The organism is Vibrio chanodichtyis (assembly GCF_028863985.1).
Lineage (GTDB): Bacteria > Pseudomonadota > Gammaproteobacteria > Enterobacterales > Vibrionaceae > Vibrio > Vibrio chanodichtyis.
In genome coordinates, this window is the sequence record NZ_JARBFT010000008.1 from 57,594 (window position 1) to 78,611 (window position 21,018).

The window sequence follows — 21,018 nt, forward strand, 5'->3', positions numbered from 1 at the left end:
TTTCCATGTTAATCAGTGATTGTGCATTTATTATACTAACCTTGTGATCCGGCTCGGGAGAACCAGTTTGTGTAGCAAAGCGCCGATGCGTGATGATGAGCACAAAATGTACAGGCTGGGTGGTTGTTCGAATTGATCAACCTTGTTGTGCAAATTTGTCGGCTAATACTGTCCCCCTCTTCGCGCTATGCTGAATCCGTTATCCTGTTTCTCGATAAGGAGTGGTTATGTACCATGCTCATGTTTATTTTGACGCCGAACAAATCCTCATCGCTGAACGTTTTCGTCAGCAAATCGCAGCCGAGCGTCGTGATGTATTGGTGGTATTTGGCTTAGTGCCACGTCGTGTTGGGCCACATTTAAAACCGATGTTTGAACTGCATTTTCGCGATAATCAGCAGCAGCTTATCGAGTGGCTCGATGCTCAGCGTGGCCCATTGAGTGTGCTTATTCATCCGGTATCAGGCGATGATGCGGATGATCACCAAGCGCACAACATTCGCTGGCTGGGCGAACCGTTAGGGTTAGACCGTACAATTTTTCGCAATATTCGCTAGTGAGCTGAGAGGGCGGCCAACAGGATTGAGGTCTGGTTTGCCTAACCGCGTGGGTGGCGGCTTGATGACGCGCCCCTTTAGCTGACCGAGGCTTTGCACTATAATTCGCCGGCATTTATCTCGGACAGCATTATGATTTCGAAAACCCAACTCAAATTGCTTCGCGCTTTAGGGCAGAAGAAACAGCGCAAAGCGCATGGCTTATTTCTGGTTCAAGGCGAGAAAAACGTCCTAGAGCTGACCCACAGCACGCTTAACGTGCAACACATTTTTGCCACCGCTGAGTTTCTCACCGAGCATGCGCAAGCCTTAGTGGGGTTCGAGTGCATTGAAGCGGCTTTGGATGATTTAACCAAAGCCAGCACTTTGGTTAGCAACAACGCGGCGATTGCGGTGGTGGCGATCCCACGTATCGAAGTGCCTAAACCACAAGGCTTAATGATCGCGTTAGATGGCGTTTCCGACCCTGGCAACCTCGGCACCATTATTCGCGTGGCGGATTGGTATGGCATTTCGCATATCATTGCCAGCCAAGATTGTGCGGATCCGTATAACCCGAAAACCATCAGCGCCACGATGGGCAGTTTTGCTCGCGTACAAGTGAGCCAAGTCGATCTCCCTGACTATTTAGCTAAGGCCAATTTGCCCGTGTACGGTGCTTTTTTGCAAGGGGTGAGCGTGCACCAAACTGCTTTTCAAGCGCAAGGCATTGTATTGATGGGCAGTGAATCTCACGGCATTCGTGAGCAAGCCGCGCAGTATGTGACAGATAAAATCACTATTCCAGCGTTTGGCGGCGCGGAGTCGCTGAATGTTGCTATGGCGACTGGGATCATTATTGATAACATTCGCCGCTTACATCCTTGATCGGCGTTTACCTATCGGATTGCAAAAAAGCGTCGCTTTACGACGCTTTTTTTATCGCTAGGCTTTTTATTTCAAGGCGTTAGTATCAAGGCTTCTGGTTTCAAGGCTTCTAGTTTCAAGGTATAGCACGCTCAAAATCGCGGCGGTTTTTTATTTTTCCAGCATATTCAACTTGTTGGGTATGCCATCCCATTTGGCCGCCTCTGCCATGGCTGGTTTGACTTCAGTGAGATTGGGCCAATGTTCTGCCAGCTCAGCGTTGAGCTGGATAAAAATCCGTTGCTCGCCGACCAATTCGTCTTCCTGAACAATCGCTTGCGCGGTACATTCCGGCACACACAATCCACAATCGATGCACTCGATCGGGTTGATCACCATAAAATTTGGCCCATCATGGAACGCATCGGCGGGGCACACCGCCACACAGTCGGTGTATTTACATTGAATACAGTTATCGGTGACGACAAAAGCCATAACAGTTCGCTCTTTCTCATTAGCCGTTTCGCACACGCCAAGTGTACACAAAAATCAAGGATCGCGATGATACTGCGCTGCCGCGAAAATTCAACCCAAGCGGTTGCGATGCTCCCGCTTTGCTGTTTGAAGCGAGCTTTTCATATGACCAAGCTTTTCATATGACAGAGAAAGCGAATTCTCGTAAAATGCGCGCCATTGTGAGCCGCCACCGTGGTGGTGAGGCTAAGACACCTATGACCGACGAGATATCCGATGATACGTTTAACTGAACTTAAGCTGCCGCTCGACCATGAGCAAGGCGCACTGCTTGATGCCATTGCGGCCAAGTTGAAAATTCCTGCGCAGCAAGTGCTCTCTTTTAATTTGTTTAGACGTAGCTACGATGCTCGGAAAAAAAGTGACATTCAACTGATTTACACCGTGGATGTGGTCGTGGAAAACCCAGAAGCATTGCTCGCTAAGTTCAGTAAGGATCAGCAGGTGCGCCCAACGCCGGATATGGCGTATAAATTTGTCGCCAGCGCGCCTGACAATTTGACCGAGCGCCCACTGGTGATTGGCTTTGGTCCTTGTGGTCTGTTTGCGGGTTTAGTGTTGGCGCAAATGGGCTTTAAGCCGATCATCGTTGAGCGCGGTAAAGAAGTGCGTGAGCGCACCAAAGACACCTTCGGTTTTTGGCGCAAGCGGACTTTGAATCCAGAATCGAATGTGCAGTTTGGTGAAGGCGGGGCTGGCACTTTTTCGGATGGAAAACTCTACAGCCAAGTTAAAGATCCGAATTTTTACGGCCGCAAAGTGATCACCGAATTCGTTGACGCCGGTGCGCCAGAAGAAATTCTCTATGTCAGCAAGCCGCATATCGGTACCTTTAAACTGGTGACCATGATTGAAAAAATGCGTGCGAAAATCCTTGAACTGGGCGGTGAAATTCGTTTTAGCACCCGAGTGGATGATCTGCATCTGCAAGATGGCCAAATTACCGGAGTGACGCTGTCCAATGGTGAAGAGATCAAATCTCGTTACGTTGTTCTTGCGGTTGGCCACAGTGCGCGTGATACCTTTGAAATGCTGCACCAACGCGGTGTGTATATGGAAGCCAAGCCGTTCTCGGTCGGTTTCCGGATTGAGCATAAACAATCGATGATTGATGAAGCGCGGTTTGGCCCAAGTGCTGGCCACCCAATTTTGGGCGCGGCGGATTACAAGCTGGTGCATCACTGTAAAAATGGCCGTACCGTATACAGCTTCTGCATGTGCCCAGGTGGCACTGTAGTGGCGGCGACTTCGGAAGAGGGCCGCGTAGTGACCAACGGCATGAGCCAATATTCACGCGCTGAGCGTAACGCCAACAGTGCGATTGTGGTGGGGATTTCACCAGAGCAAGATTACCCAGGTGATCCGCTGGCAGGGATCCGTCTGCAACGTGAATTGGAAGCCAATGCCTATAAACTTGGCGGTGAAACTTACGATGCGCCGGCGCAGAAAATCGGTGATTTCCTGCAGGGGCGTAACCCAAGTGAATTGGGCGATGTGCAGCCTTCTTTCACTCCGGGCATTAAGCTGACCGATCTTTCGCAAGCGCTGCCTGCGTTTGCAATCGAAGCGATCCGTGAAGCTATTCCCGCGTTTGATAGCCAAATTAAAGGCTTTGCCTCTGAAGATGGTTTATTGACCGGAGTGGAAACTCGTACCTCTTCCCCCGTATGCATCAAGCGTGGCAAAGATTTCCAAAGCATTAATCTCAAAGGCTTTTACCCAGCTGGTGAAGGTGCGGGTTACGCCGGCGGAATTTTATCGGCCGGGATTGATGGGATTAAAGTAGCGGAAGCCGTCGCGCGTGATATGGTGGCGCAGTTCGCTGGCGAATAATATTGGCGATAAAAGCAAAGGGCTCCGTTGAGCCCTTTTTTGATCATGTAGCATGAAGTAAGTAATTACTTACTACGCAAAAAATCTTCGATTTTATGTCCAGTGATGCTGGCAAGGCTGCGAAACAGATAAAACAGCGCGCCCATCATTAATATTGTCACTGGCAGTGAAATCACCGGAAAGCTTAGCGCGGTCATTTTACCGATCTCTTCATTGAACGCTTCGCTGCCGGCTGGGCTTTTGACAATCCACTTGGCTAAGCCATAGTTGAGCACCGCAGAAACAAAAAATGAGCAGGCAATCAGATATGAGCTGATATTCACTCGTCGCTCAAATTGCGCCTGTTTTTCTGGCGAGTTTAACGCGCTGTGCAGTTTATCGTGATCAACAATATCTTCATTGAGCAGCATTTTACGCACCAACGGATAGCCAAGCAGGTTACTCACCACCAAAATCACGAAAATCAGCCCTGGAATGGCCGCTTCTTTAATTGCCACATAGGCAGGATCCAGTTGTAGCAGACCAATGCCTCCGGTCAGCAACACACTGATCATGCCAAGCGCCGAGTAAAAATTGACTTTGCGCTCTTGCACAAAGCTAAACAAGCCAAACAACAGTGGGAAGGCTAATGCGGCCACCAGTGCCCAAGTTGGGCCGAGGCTATCTTCGCCACTCATTTTGCTCAAAATAAGCACCGGGATCACAATGTTGAGCAGCACATTACTCAATAAGCTTTGGTTGGATTTCATACGACACATTTCCTATTTATTGAGCGCCCAGTATACGAATCAAGCCGTTTGACTCAAGCCTGTTGCTGATTGCTGGCTTGGTTAATTGTAAGTAGGTGTTGGTTAATGCTGGAGCGGCGCTGGATCTGACCAAGGGGGTTATCGCCTCGCGGGCTGGCAAATTTGGCATGTTGGATTTAGTGCCAGTAGGCAAACCACACAGTAAACGGATAAAAAACCATAACCGGATAATCAGCGTCTACACTTGAATAAAAACGTAGTGTAGAGCTGGAAAAATTGGCTATCACTGTATGGTTTAAGGTGTGGTAACCACTTGAGGGAATGGATTATTACAATGAACATTGTGGTGTGGGTTGGTGTTTTGCTTTGTCTGGTTGCAAGTCGGGTACAGGCTGAGGAGGTAGTGACGCCTAACCCTCCTGCGGTTAACGTGTTTACTAACCCTTGGCAGCGTTTGTTTTCGGGTAGTGAATCATCGTTTTCTGCGGCATTAAGTTATAGCACTACCTTGGAGGAAACCCGTGTTAGGGTGCCAACTGGCGAGGAGAGCTCGGTCACTCATCAACGCTATAACCAGCGCGCTTTATTAAGTATGCAATATTCACCGCTGAGCTATTTTTTTGCCAATATCACGCTGGGAACGCCAATTCAGGATGCCAGTAAATACAGTACCAATTTTGTGTACAGCTTTGGCTACGATGATTGGCATCCCGGCACGTTCAGTTTGGTCTATGGCAATTACGGTAGCAGTAACTATTTTTATCCGGCCAAAGGCGATCAACATACCTATTTTGATCAAGGCAAATGGACCTTAGCCTATAAATTTTCGCTGCCGGCTAGTATTGAACCCTATCTGCTGCTTAATCAAAAGGATAACTTGATTTGCCAAGTCGGTTATAGCTATGTGGCGCGCTTTTATTCTCTGGCCGACAACGGTTTGCAGCGCAATAAAAATCAGCTACTGGCCAGTTGTGGCTACACCTTACTGCAACACTATTTTTTGCGCGTTTCCACTTTTTACTATCTGGATGATCAGCAGCAACAGCCTTGGGATAGTGATTACACCTACAGCTTTGGCTATGTTTCTAGCTACCTACCCGGGGCGGTCTCATTGCGCTACGACAATTATTCCGGTGCGCGTTACCCGTGGCGAGCCAGTTCTAGTACCAATTTTCGGCAGGGAACAATTAATCTAAGTTGGACACTACCTTTTTAAGATGGATGAGCCGTGACGATGATAGACAGCACTGAATTGCTTCCTGAGCTTACGCTTCTGGTGGTGGATGATTCGAAAAGCTATCGGTTTCTACTGGCGAATATTTTGAGTCAGTGGGGCTACCGTGTGTTACAAGCGGAAGATGGGCAGGATGCGCTGCTTAAACTCAGTGAGCATAAGATTAATATCGTATTAAGTGATTGGGAAATGGAGGGCATGGATGGCTGTGAGTTGTGTCGTCAAATTCGTTTAACCGATTATGGCCACTATATCTACATTATCTTGATCACCGCAAGACAGGCCACGAGCGATATGGTGCTGGGTTTAGAAGCCGGTGCGGACGATTTTTTGTCCAAGCCGGTTGTGCAAGATTCACTGCATGCTCGGCTGCATGTCGCTGAACGTATTTTACAGCTAGAACACAAATTAGCGGTACGTAATCAACGCTTGAGTAGCGCTTATCAACAGATTGAACAAGATCTACAAGCTGCGGCACGTCTGCAGCACAGTTTGTTACCAAGCAAAAAATTGACCAGCCGAGGCTATGAAGCCAGTTGGATGTTTTTACCATCTGCCTATCTTTCGGGCGATTTATTGAACTATTTTATGCTCGATCAGCACCATATGGCTTTTTACAGTGTTGATGTCGCAGGGCATGGCGTGAGTGCGGCAATGCAGTCATTGGCGGTGGCGCGTGAGTTTTTATCTGGCCGCTTGAGTGGACGGTTATTAATTATTGAAGGGCAGATAGTGCCGCCACACGAGGTTGTAGCAGCATTGAATCAACGCTTTTGTCTCGATAATGAGGATGTTGCCAGTTATTTCACCTTGATTTATGGGCTGATTGATACTCGTACAGGGCAGGGGTGTTTGTGTCAGGCTGGTCATCCGACGCCTTTTATTGTACGCCAGCAAGGGGAGTTGATATTAGTTGGGGAAGGCGGAGTACCGGTCGGGTTATTTGCTGAATCCCAATACCAAAGTTGTCATTTTTGCCTGCAAAAGGGAGATCAACTTTATCTGTATAGCGATGGTATCAGCGAATGTGAGAATAATGCTGGTGAATTGTATGGGGAAGATCGTTTACACGCCCTCATGTGTGATTTACGCAATAAAGAAAAAACTAAAATTTTTCAGTTTGTTGAAGAGGTATTAGCGAATTGGTGTCAGCCGCTGAGGGTGGAGCATAGCCAATATCCACAGCTTTTTAAGGATGATATTTCGCTAGTCGCAATCGAGCGTATTGCCTAGTTTCACTAAACAGGATTGAGGATGATTATGAATTTTGAGATGTACAGTGAAAAGGGGGTTGAAATTGTCGTCCCAGTGGTTCGTCGGTTGGATGCTTCAGTTGCTGTCGCTTTTAAGCAGCAAGTGCTTGATGTGATAGGACCAAATAACCACCATCTGCTGCTGGATTTTAGCCACGTTGATTTTATTGATAGTAGCTGCCTTGGCGCATTGGTTTCGATCCTCAAAAGTTTAAATGGTAAAGGTGATTTAGTGTTGTGTTCATTGAATAGCAATATTTTAAATCTGTTTAAGTTGACCAGAATGGATCGTATTTTTTCGATTAAGGACAATCGTCACGACGCTTTAAAAATGCTGATTGGCTGATTTTTCCGCTTGTTCGGTGAAAAATGATGGAAAAACTCAACACAACAACGCTTCAGTTATCGGCCTCACTCGATAATTTAGAGCACCTGAGTCAGGAGCTGGGGCAATTTATCGCTTGGCTTAAACTCGATCCGGCGGTGGTGTATCAGCTTGAACTCGCCGCTTGTGAGGCGTTCAGCAATATCGTGCGACATGGCGTTAATTATGACCCTCAACAGTGGGTCGGGGTGACGTTCTGTTACCGCGATGGTGAGCTAACCATCGAGCTTTGTGATACAGGGAAACCAATACCAGCAGCCGTTTTACAAGCACTCGAAGCGGGAGCGACGCTTTCTGAGCTGGATCCTGATGAGCAAATGACTTGGCCAGAAAGCGGTATTGGTTTGAAGCTGATTTTTAGCATGATGGATCACGTCAGTTATCGTTGCATCGCAGGGCATAATCGACTGAGTTTGCTCAAACATGTTTAACCTTCCGTCTCTTGAAGCCTCTTAGGTCCGCGCGCTAAACCTTGCGGCGCTAAGTTGCTCAAACCGAATCACTTAGCGCGAATTATTGAGTGGTAATGGTAAAGTAGCGGCTATTTTTGCCTAATGAATGGCCATCACTGTCCTGCAGTTCAGTCACCAGCAATAAAGGCTGGCTTGAACGTGGCGTGATCGTCAGTTCTGTCACTTTAAAACCAGTGTCTGCCAGTAGATCGAGCCATTGTTCACCTTCGGCTAATTTACGTTCATCTTGTAATACTTGCCAACGCAGTTTGGCATCGCGGTAATCTTGCCAACGGTCGTTGATGGCCCATAGGCCAATTTTGCCACTTTTGCCCACCTGCCAGGTGAGGGTGATCGGTTCAATTGAAGGCAGCACAGGTTGATAGGCTTTCTGTAACGCAAAATAACCGGGTTTGGGGACTCGTTGATAATCCAATACCGCCCAGTTAATCGAAGGCCAAGTTTCGCTAAACATAAATTGAAACAGCGCGGCGACAGGTTGATAGCGCTGCCGACGATAGCTCTCCGCGGCCAGTTGGATAGAATTGGCCTGATACGCTTGGCTATGGGCAATAAACTCTTTAATCGTGTTGCCGCGGGATATTTTAGCATTGCGAAAGGTTTCTAATGGCTGAAAGTTATGGTACTGCCAGATATCCCAACCCGGATCATTAGGGTCGGTGCTGGTAGGCCACATTTGCTGGTCGGGAATAATCGTGCGTAAGGTGGTGAGATTGGGTAGTGCTTGAGCACCAAATTCGCTAATGATCGAGTTTTTGGCCACTTTCAAAAAATCGTTTGCGACGCCAAAATACCAACCTTGCCAGTAGTGTTCGCTGACTGCAGACCAGCGATTAATGATCCGGCTCTGATCTTCACTTAATGCGGCAGCAACGGTTGCTGCGAGCTGCCGATTTAAATCTGGCGTCCAATCGGCGAATTTCTGTTTCATCCAAACCGAGTCAAAGGGCGGTTCATTTTGACCTGACCATACAATGATTGATGGGTGATTTGCCCATTGTCGCAGTAAATCTTTGGCCTGCTGAGCGGCTTTTTGCGCAAAACTGGGGCTGTCATCGTATCCCCATTGCAGCGGCATATCTTGCCAAATCAGCATGCCGGCTTGATCCGCTTGATCGTACAGGGCTTGACTGGCGATGTGCGCATGCACTCGCACCGCATTGATATTGGCTTTACGCATCAGTTGTAAATCGCGTTGATAGTTAGCTGCAGTCATGGTGCCGAGCCAAGGCGATCCAATATAGTTGGTGCCTCGGATAAACAGCCGATGACCATTGAGCAACCAGGCTTTTTGATCCGGCGTAGCGCGAATTTCTCTTAGCCCAGTTTGGGTAATTTTTTGATCCATTAGGCCATTAGCATCAGATAGCGTGGCCTCAATACGATATAGGTTTTGTGCGCCATAGCCGTATGGCCACCACAGTTTGGCGTCTGGCATCGGTATTGCGGCAGAAAGTGACATTGGGTTGTGCGCAGAACCATGCAATTGCACCGTCTGCGTTAATTGATAGTGTTGGCCTGAAAAATTAATCGGTACTACGCGTAACGTCAGTAATGCCTCACGCGGATGATTAACCCGATAATTGAGGCGAATATTTAATGCGGGATGATCCAGTCCACGGCTCCATTCGGCGATAGCTATCGTGTCATCAATCACTGCACCACGGCTAATATGCAAAGTAACCGGTTGCCAAATTCCCCCTGAGTTGGCATCTTGCCCTTGGTTCGACCAAGCGCCGCCCGGGCGCGTATCATGCTGTGATAATACTCCCTTGATCGCTTGCTTATGCAGCGGCCAAACCTCGCCGATGGGTTCAAATGGGCTGGTGACTTTGACTCGTAGTTCATTTTGTTGTTGCAATAGGTTGGTGGCATCAAACTGAAAACGTTGAAAATAGCCTTCATGTTGCCCGATGCGTTGCTGATTGAGCCAAACCTCGGCCTGATAATCCACCCCAGCAAAAATCAGGGTAGCTAATTGATCGGCGCGCAGTGCTGGTTGGCGAAACTCCGTGCGATACCAGAGTGAACCATGATGATCGACACCCGCGCTGTACCAGTTGGCCGGCACCGCAATGGTTTGCCATGTTGCTGGCCGATTGGTGGCGCGTATATCGTCAAACGGCGGATTGGCATCGTGATATTGCCATTGACCATCAAGGGAGTAGGTATTTGGAGTAGTGTGTAATGGAAACCAAGCACAACCTTGCAGCATTAAAGCCAACAATCCTATTCCGCGATAGATGTGCGTCATTTAGCCTCCAACGTGGTGCGTAGTGCCTGTTGCAGTTGTAGGCACAAGGGTTCCAGTTGCCTCTGTTGAACCATGATCGATGGCATATCCTGTGCAATCGCCGAAAATTCAATCTCTTTAAGGCAGTTTTCTAGTGCTTTACAGGCAAAATGCAGTGTTTCGCCTTTAAAGCGATGGGCACAGCGCCGGATCTCTTCAAACGACTGTTTGGTGATCGCGGCATTCAATTCTGCCTGCAAATGGGGCAGTTCATCGATGAACATCAGCGCCAGTTGCTGAAATAATGGCTGATCATTATTCAGTTGTGCCAACGCTGCGCTGATATCCACTATTGGTGGCGTGCTCACATCTAAGCTTATGTTGCTAGAGCTAGAGCTAGAGCTAGAGCTAGAGCTAGAGCTAGAGCTAGAGCTAGAGCTAGAGGCCATGACCGCGGCAATCTGTTCGGCTAATAACTCCAAGCGGATCGGTTTGGCAATATAGCCATCAAAACCGTGTTGTAAGCAGCGCTCTTGATCGCCTTTCATCGCATGGGCCGTCATCGCGATAATCGGTTGGTGCACTGGGTTGGTGGATGAGTGCGCCGCTTCGCTGTGGCGAATGGCCGATACGGTTTCAAAGCCATCCATTTCCGGCATCTGAAGATCCATCAGGATCAGGTCGTAGTGGGCACGTTGGCGTTTTTCTAGCACCTCTAGACCATTATTGGCAATCTCGGCGCTATGACCTAATTTGCCAATAAAATGGAGCGCCAATTTTTGATTGACCAGATTATCTTCCGCGATCAGCAGATGGTAATGGGCTGAGGATTGCGTGCGTGGAGTGGCTAATTGGGTGAGCCGTGTGGCGGGTTCAACTCGGTTATTAGATGGTGTATTAGAGGTTTGATTGGTCGTGATTTGCTCTAGAGGCCGTGATAAAAAGGCTTGCACCATAGTTTCAAATAGCTCTTTAGCATCGATAGGTTTACTGAGTAAAAAACAGACCCCGATTTTTTTGAGCACTTCCCGATCTAGGCGATTGCCGGTTGAGCTGAGCATGATCAACTTACTTGCACGTAGCCTTGGTGAATACATAATTTCCAGTGCCAAAGCCATGCCATCCATCTCCGGCATTTGCGCATCTAATAGCACGAGGGGAAAGGTCGGGCTGGCATTCATTATTTCCAGTGCTTGTTTGCCTGAGCTTGCTACCACAGGTTTGAGCCCCATGTTGCGTAATAGCCCAGAGAGTAGCCGCAGATTGGTATCATTATCATCAACCACCAACACATCGACCCCGGATAAAATCGGCGGCCAAGATAGGGTCTTTTTGTGAATATCTGCAAATACAGGGAGTGAGAAATAAAAACAGCTCCCTTGGCCAACTTGGCTAGTTAATTTTAGCTCTCCGCCCATTTTCTCGACTAATCGGGATGAAATAGTTAAACCTAATCCGGTACCGCCATATTTGCGGGTGGTGGAATTATCCGCCTGACTAAAAGATTCAAAGATCACTTTCTGTTTATCGGCCGCAATGCCGATGCCGGTGTCAGTAATGCTAAAGACAAGCCGATTAGGAATTTCAGGATCAACCACAATGCGTAATACGACTTCACCGCGCAGGGTAAACTTCAGTGCATTGCCGATCAGATTGGTCAGTACTTGTCGTAATCGCAGCGGATCACAGTGAACTTCAATTGCCACATCGGGGTGAATATCGACCAGCAACTCAAGATTTTTTTCAGCAAATTTAACCGCTAGTGGGCGGGTAATCTCCTGAATCAGTGGGCGCAGCGCAAATTCTTCATTATTAAGGATCAGTTTGCCTGCCTCGATTTTAGAGAAATCGAGAATTTCATTAATGATATTTAATAAGGCACTGGCTGAGTTGTGCGCCATATTAATGTAATCGCGCTGATCTGGTGTAAGGTCAGTTTCTAAACACAATTGAGTCATGCCCAAGATGCCGTTCATTGGGGTACGAATTTCATGGCTCATATTGGCTAAAAATTCACTTTTGGCTTGATTGGCAGCCTTGGCTACTTCCACCGCTTGGCGCGAAGCGGCTTCGGCATTCTTTTGCTCAGAAATATCTTGCAAGGTACCGATCACTCTTTGCACCGCGCCTTGTAAGTCTTGGGCAACAATTTGCCCCTGAATTAATACCCATCCATAGGTATTTTGCGGGCGTGATACGCGCACTTCGCAAGTAAAAATTGGCAGTACCGCTCGTGTTGCATCATGGATGCTTTGGTGAAGTCGAGGTAGATCATCTGGATGGAAAGCGTGAGCCCATAACGCACTGGTCATGATGTGGGTATCACTCTGGATCCCCAGTAGCAACAGTAGTGCTGGGTTGACTTGTAGTTCATCGCTCTGGTATTGCCAGCCCCAAATCCCAATGCGAGATGTTTCTGCCGCCAGAATAAAATCATTATGCAGCCGCTGCTCATTTTTGATGATGTCGGCGTAGTGGCTGATGTCGGTATGTGAGCTAATAATTCCCCCGTCAGGGGTGCGCTGATATTGGATATAAAGGGTGCGCGTGGTGACACGTCTTACTTCATAGTGATTATTACGTCGATAGTTGGCCAGTACCGATTCTAGCATTCTGGTTTTGCTTTCCGCGTGTATGCTTGGGTAGGCAATCTCGATGATCATCTGCAGGACATCGCTGAGCTTAATCCCTATGTGTAGCCAATCTTTTAGCGCGGGGTAAAAATCAAGGATCCTTTGATTCCAATATTGTAATTTTTCATCTTGATCATAGATGGCTAACGCGATATTGGGCGCGTTGAGTGCCGTATGCAGTTGCCGATGGCCTAGCATGAGCGAGCCTCCTGAATAGATGTTTTGTGGTACAACTCGGCCTGGCGGCGCATAAATTCAAGCCCTGGAGCTAAAATGACCGCCCATGCGGTGAGCGTTTCTTCATCCCATTGTGGGTCGAGATGCTGCACGGTTTGCAGTACCGATTTACGCCATAATGCATAGCGAGAAGGAGCGAGGTTGAGGTTTTGTGGATGGTTATCGCGGGTGATTTGGATCAGATAATCAGCGACTACATGGGTGTTGGCAACCGAAAGCATATAGAAAAAGGTTTTGTAGATGATTTTTTGCTTTTCTAAACGAACCGCCTGACTTAAAGGGGCAATATCCTCATCGTGACTGGCACTAAATAAGGCATAGAAATGGGTGAAGAAGCGATCACCCTTATCGCTGGCCATGATCCGTGCGTAGCTACTATTGAACAGTTCTGCGTAATTGATGCCCATTTACTCTTCCTTTTGCATCGGCTGAGGGTTTCGCTCCTGTGGCAAGCACCTACGCGGCCAGTTAAAAATATTGTGCATCTGTGCTTCAAGATAACCGCCTGAGGCGACCGAGCGGATCAGCGGTTTGCCAGTCGATTTAAATAAGATGGCTTCCAGTACCAGAGTGTTAGTGGTGAGAGTATAGGTGCGGTTGTGGCTACCATTGGTTTCATAGCGTCCTTCAAACCAGCCATGCTCGGCATCTTGATGTAGATTGCCTAACTGCATCAAGGCTTGGGTATAGGGGGTGTCCCACAGAGCCCACAAGCCAAAAATCGCCCGGGTTGAAAGAAGGGCTAATTCTGGCGTGTAACGAGTGCCCTCGGCGAGCGTATTCCAAGGATAGCCATTGGCAAAAATACTATCGTAGATCTCCCAAGGGGCAACTGAGCGGGAGTATTGTGCTCGCGCGGTGAGGATCTGATCTTGTTGCCAGCGCTTTTCTTGTATTTGATAAACCCGTTTCGCGCGCGTTTGCATACGCGTGCTTGCCAGCGAGTTATCAGGCATTTTCCAGCCAAGTTCAAGGCCAGTCACAATATAGGGAGTGCTCTCCACACCGGCTGGCCCACCGCCTAAACGAGGATCGCGGGGGGTATAATCAATCACAAATCCAGACATGATGGCTTTTTTGAACGGCAAGGGCTGTTGTGATAGTTCAAAGCCCCATAGTGAAAACCCAGCACGGCTGTAATCAGCGTATTCAATATCGGCAATGGCCTGCGTTTTCCAACGGTTATTTTGTTGCTGGCCATCTTGCAGTAAGCCTTGATTATCGATAATCGGGCAGAAGTTCCAGCGCATTACGCTGCGCTCAAGATAGGTGCGGTACTGCGGAAAATGGCTGAGCAACATCCGCATTCCAATCAGTAAGCGCGCTAAATCCTGAGCTTTGGTTGTCGTGGGTTGCTGTTGATTTAATGAGCCATCGACACTGTTATACAGTGAGTTAGGAGTACCTGCAGTGGTTAGTGGTAGCTTACTAAGGGTGCGTAATAGAGCCGATAACCGTACATCGAACTCGGCTTGGCTGATCAGATTAAGTCGTCTGGCACTGGTTAGGGCAATCAAAGTATCGCCGAGATTCCAAAGTGTGGTCGCTGGATAGCGATCTTTGCCATTGACTAAACCAGAACTTGGTTGGGTGTTATTTTGCACATAACGCCAAGCCGTGGTAGCCCACTGACGTTGTTCATGGCTCAGCGCACCTTCATCGATCAATGCTGTACCATCAGAACGCACATTGATTGTGATCAGTGCGGCTGAGATGATCGCCGCTGTCAGTGCGAGGATCAGCGTTATGGTCTTAAGCATGATGTTGCTACCGGCGGCAATTTTACAGGGGCATCAATATCACATTGTGGACATTGACACGCTTGGCATGTAGGTGCATCGCGTAATGCGATGCCCGTTTGTTGACACCAGTTTTTTAAATTTTTGTCAGGTTGAATAAATGGACGATTAAAGGGCGTATTTTTCTCATCGAACACATTGACCAAGGTTTTATCCCACAGAGAAGGCGCATATTGCGCATCCTGCGGATTATTGGTGTTGAATTTTAAAATGCGGCCCTGTTTTTTAAACAATAATGCTTCGAGCATGATCCCATTATTGTTGGCGGTGAAGGTTCGGATCGGGCCATTACCATTTTCATACAGTCCTTCGTAAAAGCCTTTGTCTTGTTCATTGGCATTTTCAATCGCATCAAACAATCTATCGGTATAAGGCGATTGCCACAAACTCCACATTCCTAAGGCTGCTTTGAGCGAAATGGCTGCCATTTCAGGTACATACTTACCTCTGTCCGTAATCGTGTTCCAATCAAAACCATCGGAATAGACACTGTCGTACACAAAGTAGGGGGCTTTATCCAGTTGGTGTTCTGAGCGTGCAGTCATGCGGCCGGTGATCTGATAGCGATTTTCCTGCGCTTGGTATACTCGGTTGGCAAAATCCTGCATCCAAGGGTGGCTATATTTTTTGTTATTGTTGGAGCGATCATCACTGGTGTCCCAACCCATTTCTAGGCCATGCAGTACATAGGATTCTGCAACCACATAGTTATGTTGATTGCTAGTGCGTGGATCGCGCGCATCATACGGTACTAGCACACAATAAATATCGGCTAACTGATAAGGTTCTGGACGCGAAGCTTGGCAGGTTTTAAAGCCCCACAATTGGAAACCGCTAGCGGCATATTCTTCATAACCGAGCCGTCCCTCCTGAACGTAGATCGGGCGTTTGTTGCCATCCAGCATTGCGCCATACAGTGTTCCGCAATCATTAATCACATTGCTGAAATCCCAGCCCAGTACCACGTTGTCAACATCATTGGAATATTCAGGGTAGAGCTCCTTAATGATTTTCAGCCACAGTAGCATCCGACCAATATCGATGGCAGAAAAGCCAATCTCGCCAGGTTTGTTTTGATAGTCAACTTTTTGCGCGGTCTCAGTGTGATAGGCTTTATTTGGTAATTCATTTTGAAACAGCGGCAATGTATTCAAGGTAGCGAGGAATTTAAGCAAACGATGATCAAACTCCTCTTTATTGATAATGCCAAGTTCTCGTGCTGAGGTGAGTGCGGCCAGATAGGAGGCGCTATCCCACATGGTAGTTGATGGATAATTATTGACCGCGTTGACTAACCCCGTTGCTGGCTGATAATTGCTGACAAAATAAGCCCATGCTTTATTGGCAACCGCTTGCTCACGCGGTGTTAGCTCTCCGTGGCGGGGAGGATAATCGGCTGCGGGTAGCTGGATGCTGGCCATCGCGAGTGGGGTTATTACTAGTAAACTGACTAAACATAGCTGTTTGGTTATCAGCAGTAAGTTGCTAAACGATTGGACAGTAAAGTAAATAGGCATAGTCGTTCCTTATCGCAAATTATGGCTGCTGATCGTCAGCGGGAGTGGCAACGGATGTCGGCATACAGTTTTGGCAAAATAATGGGCCCATGGAGATATAGACCAAGCTTTCTAAAACCGCGGCATTGGTGGTCGCACTGATCATATCGCTGCGTTGTTGGGTGTCCGCCGTAATACCTTCATACCAGCCTCGACCGGGTTCATAGAGTGTGATTAACCGCTGCAACTGGCGGGTATTCCATGGTGTGCCAAATAGAGCGTATTCGCTAAATACTGAGCGGGTAGAAAGTTGCAGTGCGCTTGCACTGATTTTTCGGCGAGCGTTATCAATCGCGCTAGGTGATTTGTTCGGGTTCGAATTATCGATAAAGCGCGGGATCTGCGCTGCATAATCAACCCCTAAATACGCCAAATCGCCAACGCTGTTATAACGGTTTTCTTGTACTTTCATGATCCGCCAGCTCATTTCGGCTGAGTCCAGATCAAATCCTACTTCTAACCCAATTAACAGCAGAGGCAAGTTAGAGACGACGGGGCGATTAATGCCGGCAATCGATGAAAAACCTTCATAAGGGATGTTAAGTCCATCGATATTGATAAACCGTTGGTTGGCTTGTGGAGTGCTCAGCACAGTGCCAGCCAGCCTATGGGTTTGGCGCAAGCTGCTAAGCGCATACAACTGATCGCCATAGCTGGGGCGATTGGCCTGTGAAATCAGTCGCCAAGTTTTAGGCTTCTGTAAACTGAGGATTTTTTTGGATTCACGCTGCATGAAAAGGGCATCAAATTGCCATTGACCAGTCAATTGTTGAATTGCCGCGGAATGTTCAGGATAGAGCCTGCTTGCCATATTCAAGGCCATCATGAGTCGGCTGAGATCGATAGCAGACCAATCCGGTTGACGTGGATTGTGATCTAAACTGTGCTGTGGGGTGAGATATTGGGAGTGATAATACACCGCCGGTAACTTGCCATCGGTGAGTGGTAATAAAGCAAGAGTCTTGAGTTGGGTTTGCAGCCGATGATTGAGTTCAGTGCGGGAGATTATCCCGAGTCGTTCGGCACTGATCATCGCCATCAGATAATTGCCTGTATCCCACATGGTTGAGTAGGGTTGGTTATCAACGGCATTCAGTAAGCCGTTGGGGTGTAAATTATTGACAAAATACTGCCAAGCAATTCGGGCCCAAATCGCTTCATTAAAGGTTAATTGTCGTGGTGGAGGCAGGAGTGGGAAATCATTACTCAGGGTTAAATGATTTGGCACGTATCGGGTTGGCTCGATGTGATTTTCAACTTGCAGCACCACATAAAAAGCAATCAAAAAACCGAGCATCACTGCAATATAACTGCGCGCGCGCAATAAATTCTGTTTCCAAGACATCTTAGCTAGCCTCCTGCGCGGAGGGGGATCCATTTTCTTCTGGTCGCCAAATTGCGGCTAACACCATCGGCAGCATCGCGGCAATATTCGCACCACCCCAGAATAGATTAATCACATACCCAGAAGGTGATTCGACATTGCCCAAGTAGAGTTGTAAGCCTCCCCAACCCATACCGAACAAGGTTAAGCCAATAATCCATAATTGTGGTTTTACTAACGCCAGAAAGTTGCCTTGCTGGCGCTCTTTAGGCGTGACGTGAAATTTAATTTTTTCCCCGCGCAGCACGGTATCTAATGCCCTCAGGTTCATGGAAAACAATGCCAGATAGGAGGATTTGCCATCCCATGCGGAAATTCCCCAAGTGCCAAACATAAAAGCCAGTTCAGAGCACAAGAAAAAGGGAAGAAAGTGCAGATAAAATGGCGTCGAGTAGGCTGAAATCGGCGGGATCCCGGTGAACAGATAGATGATCGGTGAGATTAAAAACACCGCATTCCACAAGCAGGCGAGATACGACCAAAAGGTGGTGCCGTACATCAGTTTCTGCGCCATGCTTAATTTAAAGTTCGCTTTATGGAAAATCGGATCATGCAGCAGAATATCGAGTGAACCGGCGGCGTATTTAAAACGTTGGATCATCCAAGTTAACAAATCTTGGGGAGATAACATTTTTGATTCAACCTCAGGGTGCATCACGGAACGCCAACGCCGCTCCGGGTCGCCATGCAGCAAAATCGATGTGTAAATATCTTCAGAGACATGAAATTTATACGGCGTTAACTCAGTGTCATACGCGACGTGTTTTTTCATTGCTTGACTTAATTCATCACGCAGATCTTCATCGGTGATTTGTTGAGTAAAATGGGAGATTTCCGATTCGACCGCAAGCGCATAACGGCGTAATGCGCTTTGCATAATCGCTTCGCGGCGGTGAATGGATGCCGCACCGCAGCAAAAGGCCGCATTGGCCCAGTTTCTACGCCGCAGTATCACGTCATAAAACATTTGTGGATCATTAAAAAAGGGGTCGTGGCCTAGTGTGATTGGCCCGATCAATTTCTCGACCAACCAACCGACGGCTTGACCTGGGCGGCCTAATTTTTTTTTAAGCACGAGCGGAAGGCGTTTTCCGGCAGGTAAGTCATAAAACCATTGCGGAGTTTGCACCCAAGCGACCGATGGATCCCGAAAATATCCGAGTGTATTGGTTAATAGGGATGGAAAAACTCTCGTATCCGCATCACAGATAACAATGAAATCTCCATCGGTTTGTTCCATGCCATTGCGTAGGTTCCCTGCCTTAAAACCGATATTGTTTTCTCGGCACAGATAGTTAACCCCTTCTTGCTCTGCCACCCATCTCATGGCCGGACGTTTACCATCATCTAACACATGGATTTTATATTCGATTGGGAACGGGTAAGTGATGCGTTTAGCATCCTGAATTGATAAGCGGACTAATTCGGTATCTTCGGAATAGGTGGCAATAAACAGATCGACTTTAATCGCTCGCGGCTCAATATTTTGTTCAGGCTCAACACATTGAGTAATACAGTCTGGGGCACTTTGCTTGGCCACATCCTTCACTTGCCAGAGGTTGATAGTAAATAGAATCGAACCCAAAAAGGCCAGTGTTTCGGCTACGACAAGAGGGACCGCATACCATAGCGCATCGTAATTTAATGATTCCATCCACCGCCAGCGAATATAATTGGCACCGAAAACCAGTGTCACGACAGAGAGCAACTGCCAAGTAAATTCGATGATTGGATTTGGCTTTAGTGGTGGTGGCGGAGTCCTTTCTTCAAAACATGAAAAATAAAAATTTGCCACGTCTTATCCATAGTTATAGTAATGTTATTAAATAGAGTCTAGACAAGGGTAAGTGATATGCAAGGATGTGCTTTAAACAATAGTATTACTTATCAATATACTGTCTGGCTTGATAAGCGCTGTGCATCGAAAAAGGCCAGCTTATGAGTGTCAATGAAAGCACATTGCCCGCTAGGTTGAATTTCTCTTATCCCTCTGTTGATAAACGTGATTTACGCATCGATATGCTGCGTGGCATGGCGATGTTGATGATGGTGGTTGCGCATGTTGAGGTGATGTCGCTGTTTAATATTTTAACTTGGGAGCGATTCGGTTTGATCACTGGTGCGGAGGGGTTTGTGATCCTCTCCGGATTTGTGCTCGGTTTTCTTAAACGCCGACAATTACAGACGGAACCGTTGCTGAGTGTGTCATATTCTTTGATTCGACGAGCAGTCACATTATATGTGGTTAATATTGTTATTATTCTCTCGATACTTATTCTTGGATGGATAAGTTTTATCGACATTTATGAACTGACTCACTTTGTGGATCGTTATTCCGGTGTGGCTTATTCTATGTATCCGGTGAGTGAGCAAATCAAAGAAGCTTGGTTCAATCAGATCATTTTTTTGCAAATTGGCCCTCATCAATCTCAAATATTAGGTTTGTATTTTTATCTATTATTATTGAGTCCGATTTTTTTATGGTTATTGCATGCTCAGCGAGTGTTCTATTTAGTTATATTATCACTATTTTTATACTGTTATTTTCAACTAACCCAGCAACATATTGTTTCGGCTAAATTTGATTCAGCCTTTCCATTATTGGCTTGGCAATTGATCTATGTGCTGGGCATGAGTTGTGGCTGGTATAAAGATGAGCTGCTTTCCTTAGCGAAAACCCAAACGGGGAAATGGGTTATTGCCGCTATGGTCGTAATAGCCATGGTGATGTTTTTTATTGCGCAAAACCATACCAATCTCTTTATGCCAAGTTATCTTATGCTGCATGTTATCCCCGCTGAACAGTTTGATTGGCTGTATAAAAACTTTGCGGCCAAAAATGAATTAGGACCGCTGAGAATATTAAATAATGCTTGCTTGATTGTATCGCTGTATCTGCTATTAACTTATTGTTGGCTACCGATTAATAAATTATTCGGCTGGTTTTTTATCGTCTTAGGGCAAAATTCATTATATGCCTTTATTTTGCATGTTTATATTGTCTTGCTGGCGAGTCAATGGGTTAAATTTAATTTATGGGAACAGCATTGGGTACTAAATACTTTAGTACATACTCTGTGTCTGCTCGCATTATGGTTGATGGCAAAATTCAAGGTATTAAAAAATATCATACCCAATTAGTTGTGACGTTTATCTCTGATAGAGAATCGTGCGCAACCATACCCGCAGTCATTTGGGGCAGCATAGGTACACCCCAATTTTAGTTGGCCACTATACTCAAATCACTTGGAGTTGCAGGTAGGCGGCAAGTGAGTATCCATGAGCATAGACAAACGATGTGATTGGGGTGAA

At 47.1% G+C, this 21,018-nt stretch carries 17 protein-coding genes; 8 read left to right on the top strand and 9 right to left on the bottom strand.

The genetic code is table 11. The features are described 5' to 3' along the window. Window positions 1-227 precede the first annotated feature (227 nt). The gene (locus PUN32_RS09845) at window positions 228-557 is read left to right on the top strand and encodes a DOPA 4,5-dioxygenase family protein (protein ID WP_274722943.1); all 330 of its coding nucleotides are present in this window, start codon (window positions 228-230) and stop codon (window positions 555-557) included. A gap of 132 nt (window positions 558-689) precedes the next feature. Then, complete coding sequence (locus PUN32_RS09850; RefSeq protein ID WP_274722944.1) at window positions 690-1,424, top strand: RNA methyltransferase; 735 nt, start codon at window positions 690-692, stop codon at window positions 1,422-1,424. Window positions 1,425-1,574: 150 nt separating this feature from the next. On the opposite strand, the gene fdxA is transcribed toward PUN32_RS09850, so the two are convergent. Continuing rightward, window positions 1,575-1,898 carry a ferredoxin FdxA gene (gene fdxA, locus PUN32_RS09855; RefSeq protein WP_274722945.1) on the bottom strand — a complete coding sequence of 108 codons (324 nt, stop codon included), beginning with the start codon at window positions 1,896-1,898 and terminating at the stop codon, window positions 1,575-1,577. Window positions 1,899-2,153: 255 nt separating this feature from the next. Between fdxA and PUN32_RS09860 the strand changes: the two genes are divergently transcribed. After that, the gene (locus tag PUN32_RS09860; RefSeq protein WP_274722946.1) at window positions 2,154-3,770 is read left to right on the top strand and encodes an NAD(P)/FAD-dependent oxidoreductase; all 1,617 of its coding nucleotides are present in this window, start codon (window positions 2,154-2,156) and stop codon (window positions 3,768-3,770) included. A 65-nt stretch (window positions 3,771-3,835) separates the two neighbouring features. Here the strand turns inward: PUN32_RS09860 and PUN32_RS09865 are convergent, their stop codons facing one another. Then, window positions 3,836-4,519: a VC0807 family protein gene (locus PUN32_RS09865; RefSeq protein ID WP_166014513.1), complete on the bottom strand. Its 684-nt coding sequence runs from the start codon at window positions 4,517-4,519 to the stop codon at window positions 3,836-3,838. A gap of 334 nt (window positions 4,520-4,853) precedes the next feature. Between PUN32_RS09865 and PUN32_RS09870 the strand changes: the two genes are divergently transcribed. Genes PUN32_RS09870 through PUN32_RS09885 form a run of 4 tightly spaced genes read left to right on the top strand, consistent with a single transcriptional unit; the run spans window position 4,854 to window position 7,822 of the window. Further along, complete coding sequence (locus PUN32_RS09870) at window positions 4,854-5,735, top strand: hypothetical protein (RefSeq protein WP_274722947.1); 882 nt, start codon at window positions 4,854-4,856, stop codon at window positions 5,733-5,735. An 18-nt stretch (window positions 5,736-5,753) separates the two neighbouring features. Continuing rightward, the gene (locus PUN32_RS09875; RefSeq protein WP_274722948.1) at window positions 5,754-6,986 is read left to right on the top strand and encodes a PP2C family protein-serine/threonine phosphatase; all 1,233 of its coding nucleotides are present in this window, start codon (window positions 5,754-5,756) and stop codon (window positions 6,984-6,986) included. Window positions 6,987-7,007: 21 nt separating this feature from the next. Further along, window positions 7,008-7,352: an STAS domain-containing protein gene (locus PUN32_RS09880; RefSeq protein ID WP_274722949.1), complete on the top strand. Its 345-nt coding sequence runs from the start codon at window positions 7,008-7,010 to the stop codon at window positions 7,350-7,352. A 23-nt stretch (window positions 7,353-7,375) separates the two neighbouring features. Beyond that, window positions 7,376-7,822 (top strand): ATP-binding protein, encoded by a 447-nt coding sequence (locus PUN32_RS09885; protein ID WP_274722950.1) that lies wholly within the window; start codon window positions 7,376-7,378, stop codon window positions 7,820-7,822. Window positions 7,823-7,904: 82 nt separating this feature from the next. Here PUN32_RS09885 and PUN32_RS09890 read toward each other — a convergent pair whose 3' ends face one another. From PUN32_RS09890 to PUN32_RS09920, 7 genes are read right to left on the bottom strand one after another with little or no spacing between them, the layout of a single operon-like run. Then, window positions 7,905-10,118, bottom strand: a complete 2,214-nt coding sequence (locus tag PUN32_RS09890) for a glycoside hydrolase family 2 protein (protein WP_274722951.1) — start codon at window positions 10,116-10,118, stop codon at window positions 7,905-7,907. Continuing rightward, on the bottom strand, window positions 10,115-12,928 hold the full coding sequence (locus PUN32_RS09895) for a response regulator (protein WP_274722952.1): 2,814 nt from the start codon (window positions 12,926-12,928) through the stop codon (window positions 10,115-10,117). The genes PUN32_RS09890 and PUN32_RS09895 overlap by 4 nt, the downstream gene beginning before the upstream one ends. Further along, window positions 12,922-13,374 (bottom strand): globin family protein, encoded by a 453-nt coding sequence (locus PUN32_RS09900; RefSeq protein WP_274722953.1) that lies wholly within the window; start codon window positions 13,372-13,374, stop codon window positions 12,922-12,924. Before PUN32_RS09900 ends, PUN32_RS09895 begins: the two co-directional genes overlap by 7 nt. Beyond that, window positions 13,375-14,727 carry a DUF3131 domain-containing protein gene (locus PUN32_RS09905; RefSeq protein WP_274722954.1) on the bottom strand — a complete coding sequence of 451 codons (1,353 nt, stop codon included), beginning with the start codon at window positions 14,725-14,727 and terminating at the stop codon, window positions 13,375-13,377. Further along, window positions 14,712-16,283 carry a DUF3131 domain-containing protein gene (locus PUN32_RS09910; RefSeq protein WP_274722955.1) on the bottom strand — a complete coding sequence of 524 codons (1,572 nt, stop codon included), beginning with the start codon at window positions 16,281-16,283 and terminating at the stop codon, window positions 14,712-14,714. The genes PUN32_RS09905 and PUN32_RS09910 overlap by 16 nt, the downstream gene beginning before the upstream one ends. 19 nt (window positions 16,284-16,302) lie before the next feature. Next, window positions 16,303-17,667 carry a DUF3131 domain-containing protein gene (locus tag PUN32_RS09915; RefSeq protein WP_274722956.1) on the bottom strand — a complete coding sequence of 455 codons (1,365 nt, stop codon included), beginning with the start codon at window positions 17,665-17,667 and terminating at the stop codon, window positions 16,303-16,305. Window position 17,668: 1 nt separating this feature from the next. Further along, window positions 17,669-19,360, bottom strand: coding sequence for a glycosyltransferase family 2 protein (locus PUN32_RS09920; protein ID WP_274722957.1), 1,692 nt, complete (start codon window positions 19,358-19,360; stop codon window positions 17,669-17,671). A gap of 284 nt (window positions 19,361-19,644) precedes the next feature. Here PUN32_RS09920 and opgC point away from each other — a divergent pair, with 284 nt between their 5' ends. After that, a complete protein-coding gene (gene opgC, locus PUN32_RS09925) occupies window positions 19,645-20,847 on the top strand; it encodes an OpgC domain-containing protein (protein WP_274722958.1) in 1,203 nt (400 codons plus the stop codon). The last annotated feature ends 171 nt before the right edge of the window (window positions 20,848-21,018 follow it).

Bases quoted from the DNA above. Each gene is read 5' to 3' on its own strand.
- PUN32_RS09845 (WP_274722943.1), top strand. From the start codon at position 228: ATGTACCATGCTCATGTTTATTTTGACGCCGAACAAATCCTCATCGCT.
- PUN32_RS09850 (WP_274722944.1), top strand. From the start codon at position 690: ATGATTTCGAAAACCCAACTCAAATTGCTTCGCGCTTTAGGGCAGAAG.
- fdxA (WP_274722945.1), bottom strand. From the start codon at position 1,898: ATGGCTTTTGTCGTCACCGATAACTGTATTCAATGTAAATACACCGAC.
- PUN32_RS09860 (WP_274722946.1), top strand. From the start codon at position 2,154: ATGATACGTTTAACTGAACTTAAGCTGCCGCTCGACCATGAGCAAGGC.
- PUN32_RS09865 (WP_166014513.1), bottom strand. From the start codon at position 4,519: ATGAAATCCAACCAAAGCTTATTGAGTAATGTGCTGCTCAACATTGTG.
- PUN32_RS09870 (WP_274722947.1), top strand. From the start codon at position 4,854: ATGAACATTGTGGTGTGGGTTGGTGTTTTGCTTTGTCTGGTTGCAAGT.
- PUN32_RS09875 (WP_274722948.1), top strand. From the start codon at position 5,754: ATGATAGACAGCACTGAATTGCTTCCTGAGCTTACGCTTCTGGTGGTG.
- PUN32_RS09880 (WP_274722949.1), top strand. From the start codon at position 7,008: ATGATTATGAATTTTGAGATGTACAGTGAAAAGGGGGTTGAAATTGTC.
- PUN32_RS09885 (WP_274722950.1), top strand. From the start codon at position 7,376: ATGATGGAAAAACTCAACACAACAACGCTTCAGTTATCGGCCTCACTC.
- PUN32_RS09890 (WP_274722951.1), bottom strand. From the start codon at position 10,118: ATGACGCACATCTATCGCGGAATAGGATTGTTGGCTTTAATGCTGCAA.
- PUN32_RS09895 (WP_274722952.1), bottom strand. From the start codon at position 12,928: ATGCTAGGCCATCGGCAACTGCATACGGCACTCAACGCGCCCAATATC.
- PUN32_RS09900 (WP_274722953.1), bottom strand. From the start codon at position 13,374: ATGGGCATCAATTACGCAGAACTGTTCAATAGTAGCTACGCACGGATC.
- PUN32_RS09905 (WP_274722954.1), bottom strand. From the start codon at position 14,727: ATGCTTAAGACCATAACGCTGATCCTCGCACTGACAGCGGCGATCATC.
- PUN32_RS09910 (WP_274722955.1), bottom strand. From the start codon at position 16,283: ATGCCTATTTACTTTACTGTCCAATCGTTTAGCAACTTACTGCTGATA.
- PUN32_RS09915 (WP_274722956.1), bottom strand. From the start codon at position 17,667: ATGTCTTGGAAACAGAATTTATTGCGCGCGCGCAGTTATATTGCAGTG.
- PUN32_RS09920 (WP_274722957.1), bottom strand. From the start codon at position 19,360: ATGGAATCATTAAATTACGATGCGCTATGGTATGCGGTCCCTCTTGTC.
- opgC (WP_274722958.1), top strand. From the start codon at position 19,645: ATGAGTGTCAATGAAAGCACATTGCCCGCTAGGTTGAATTTCTCTTAT.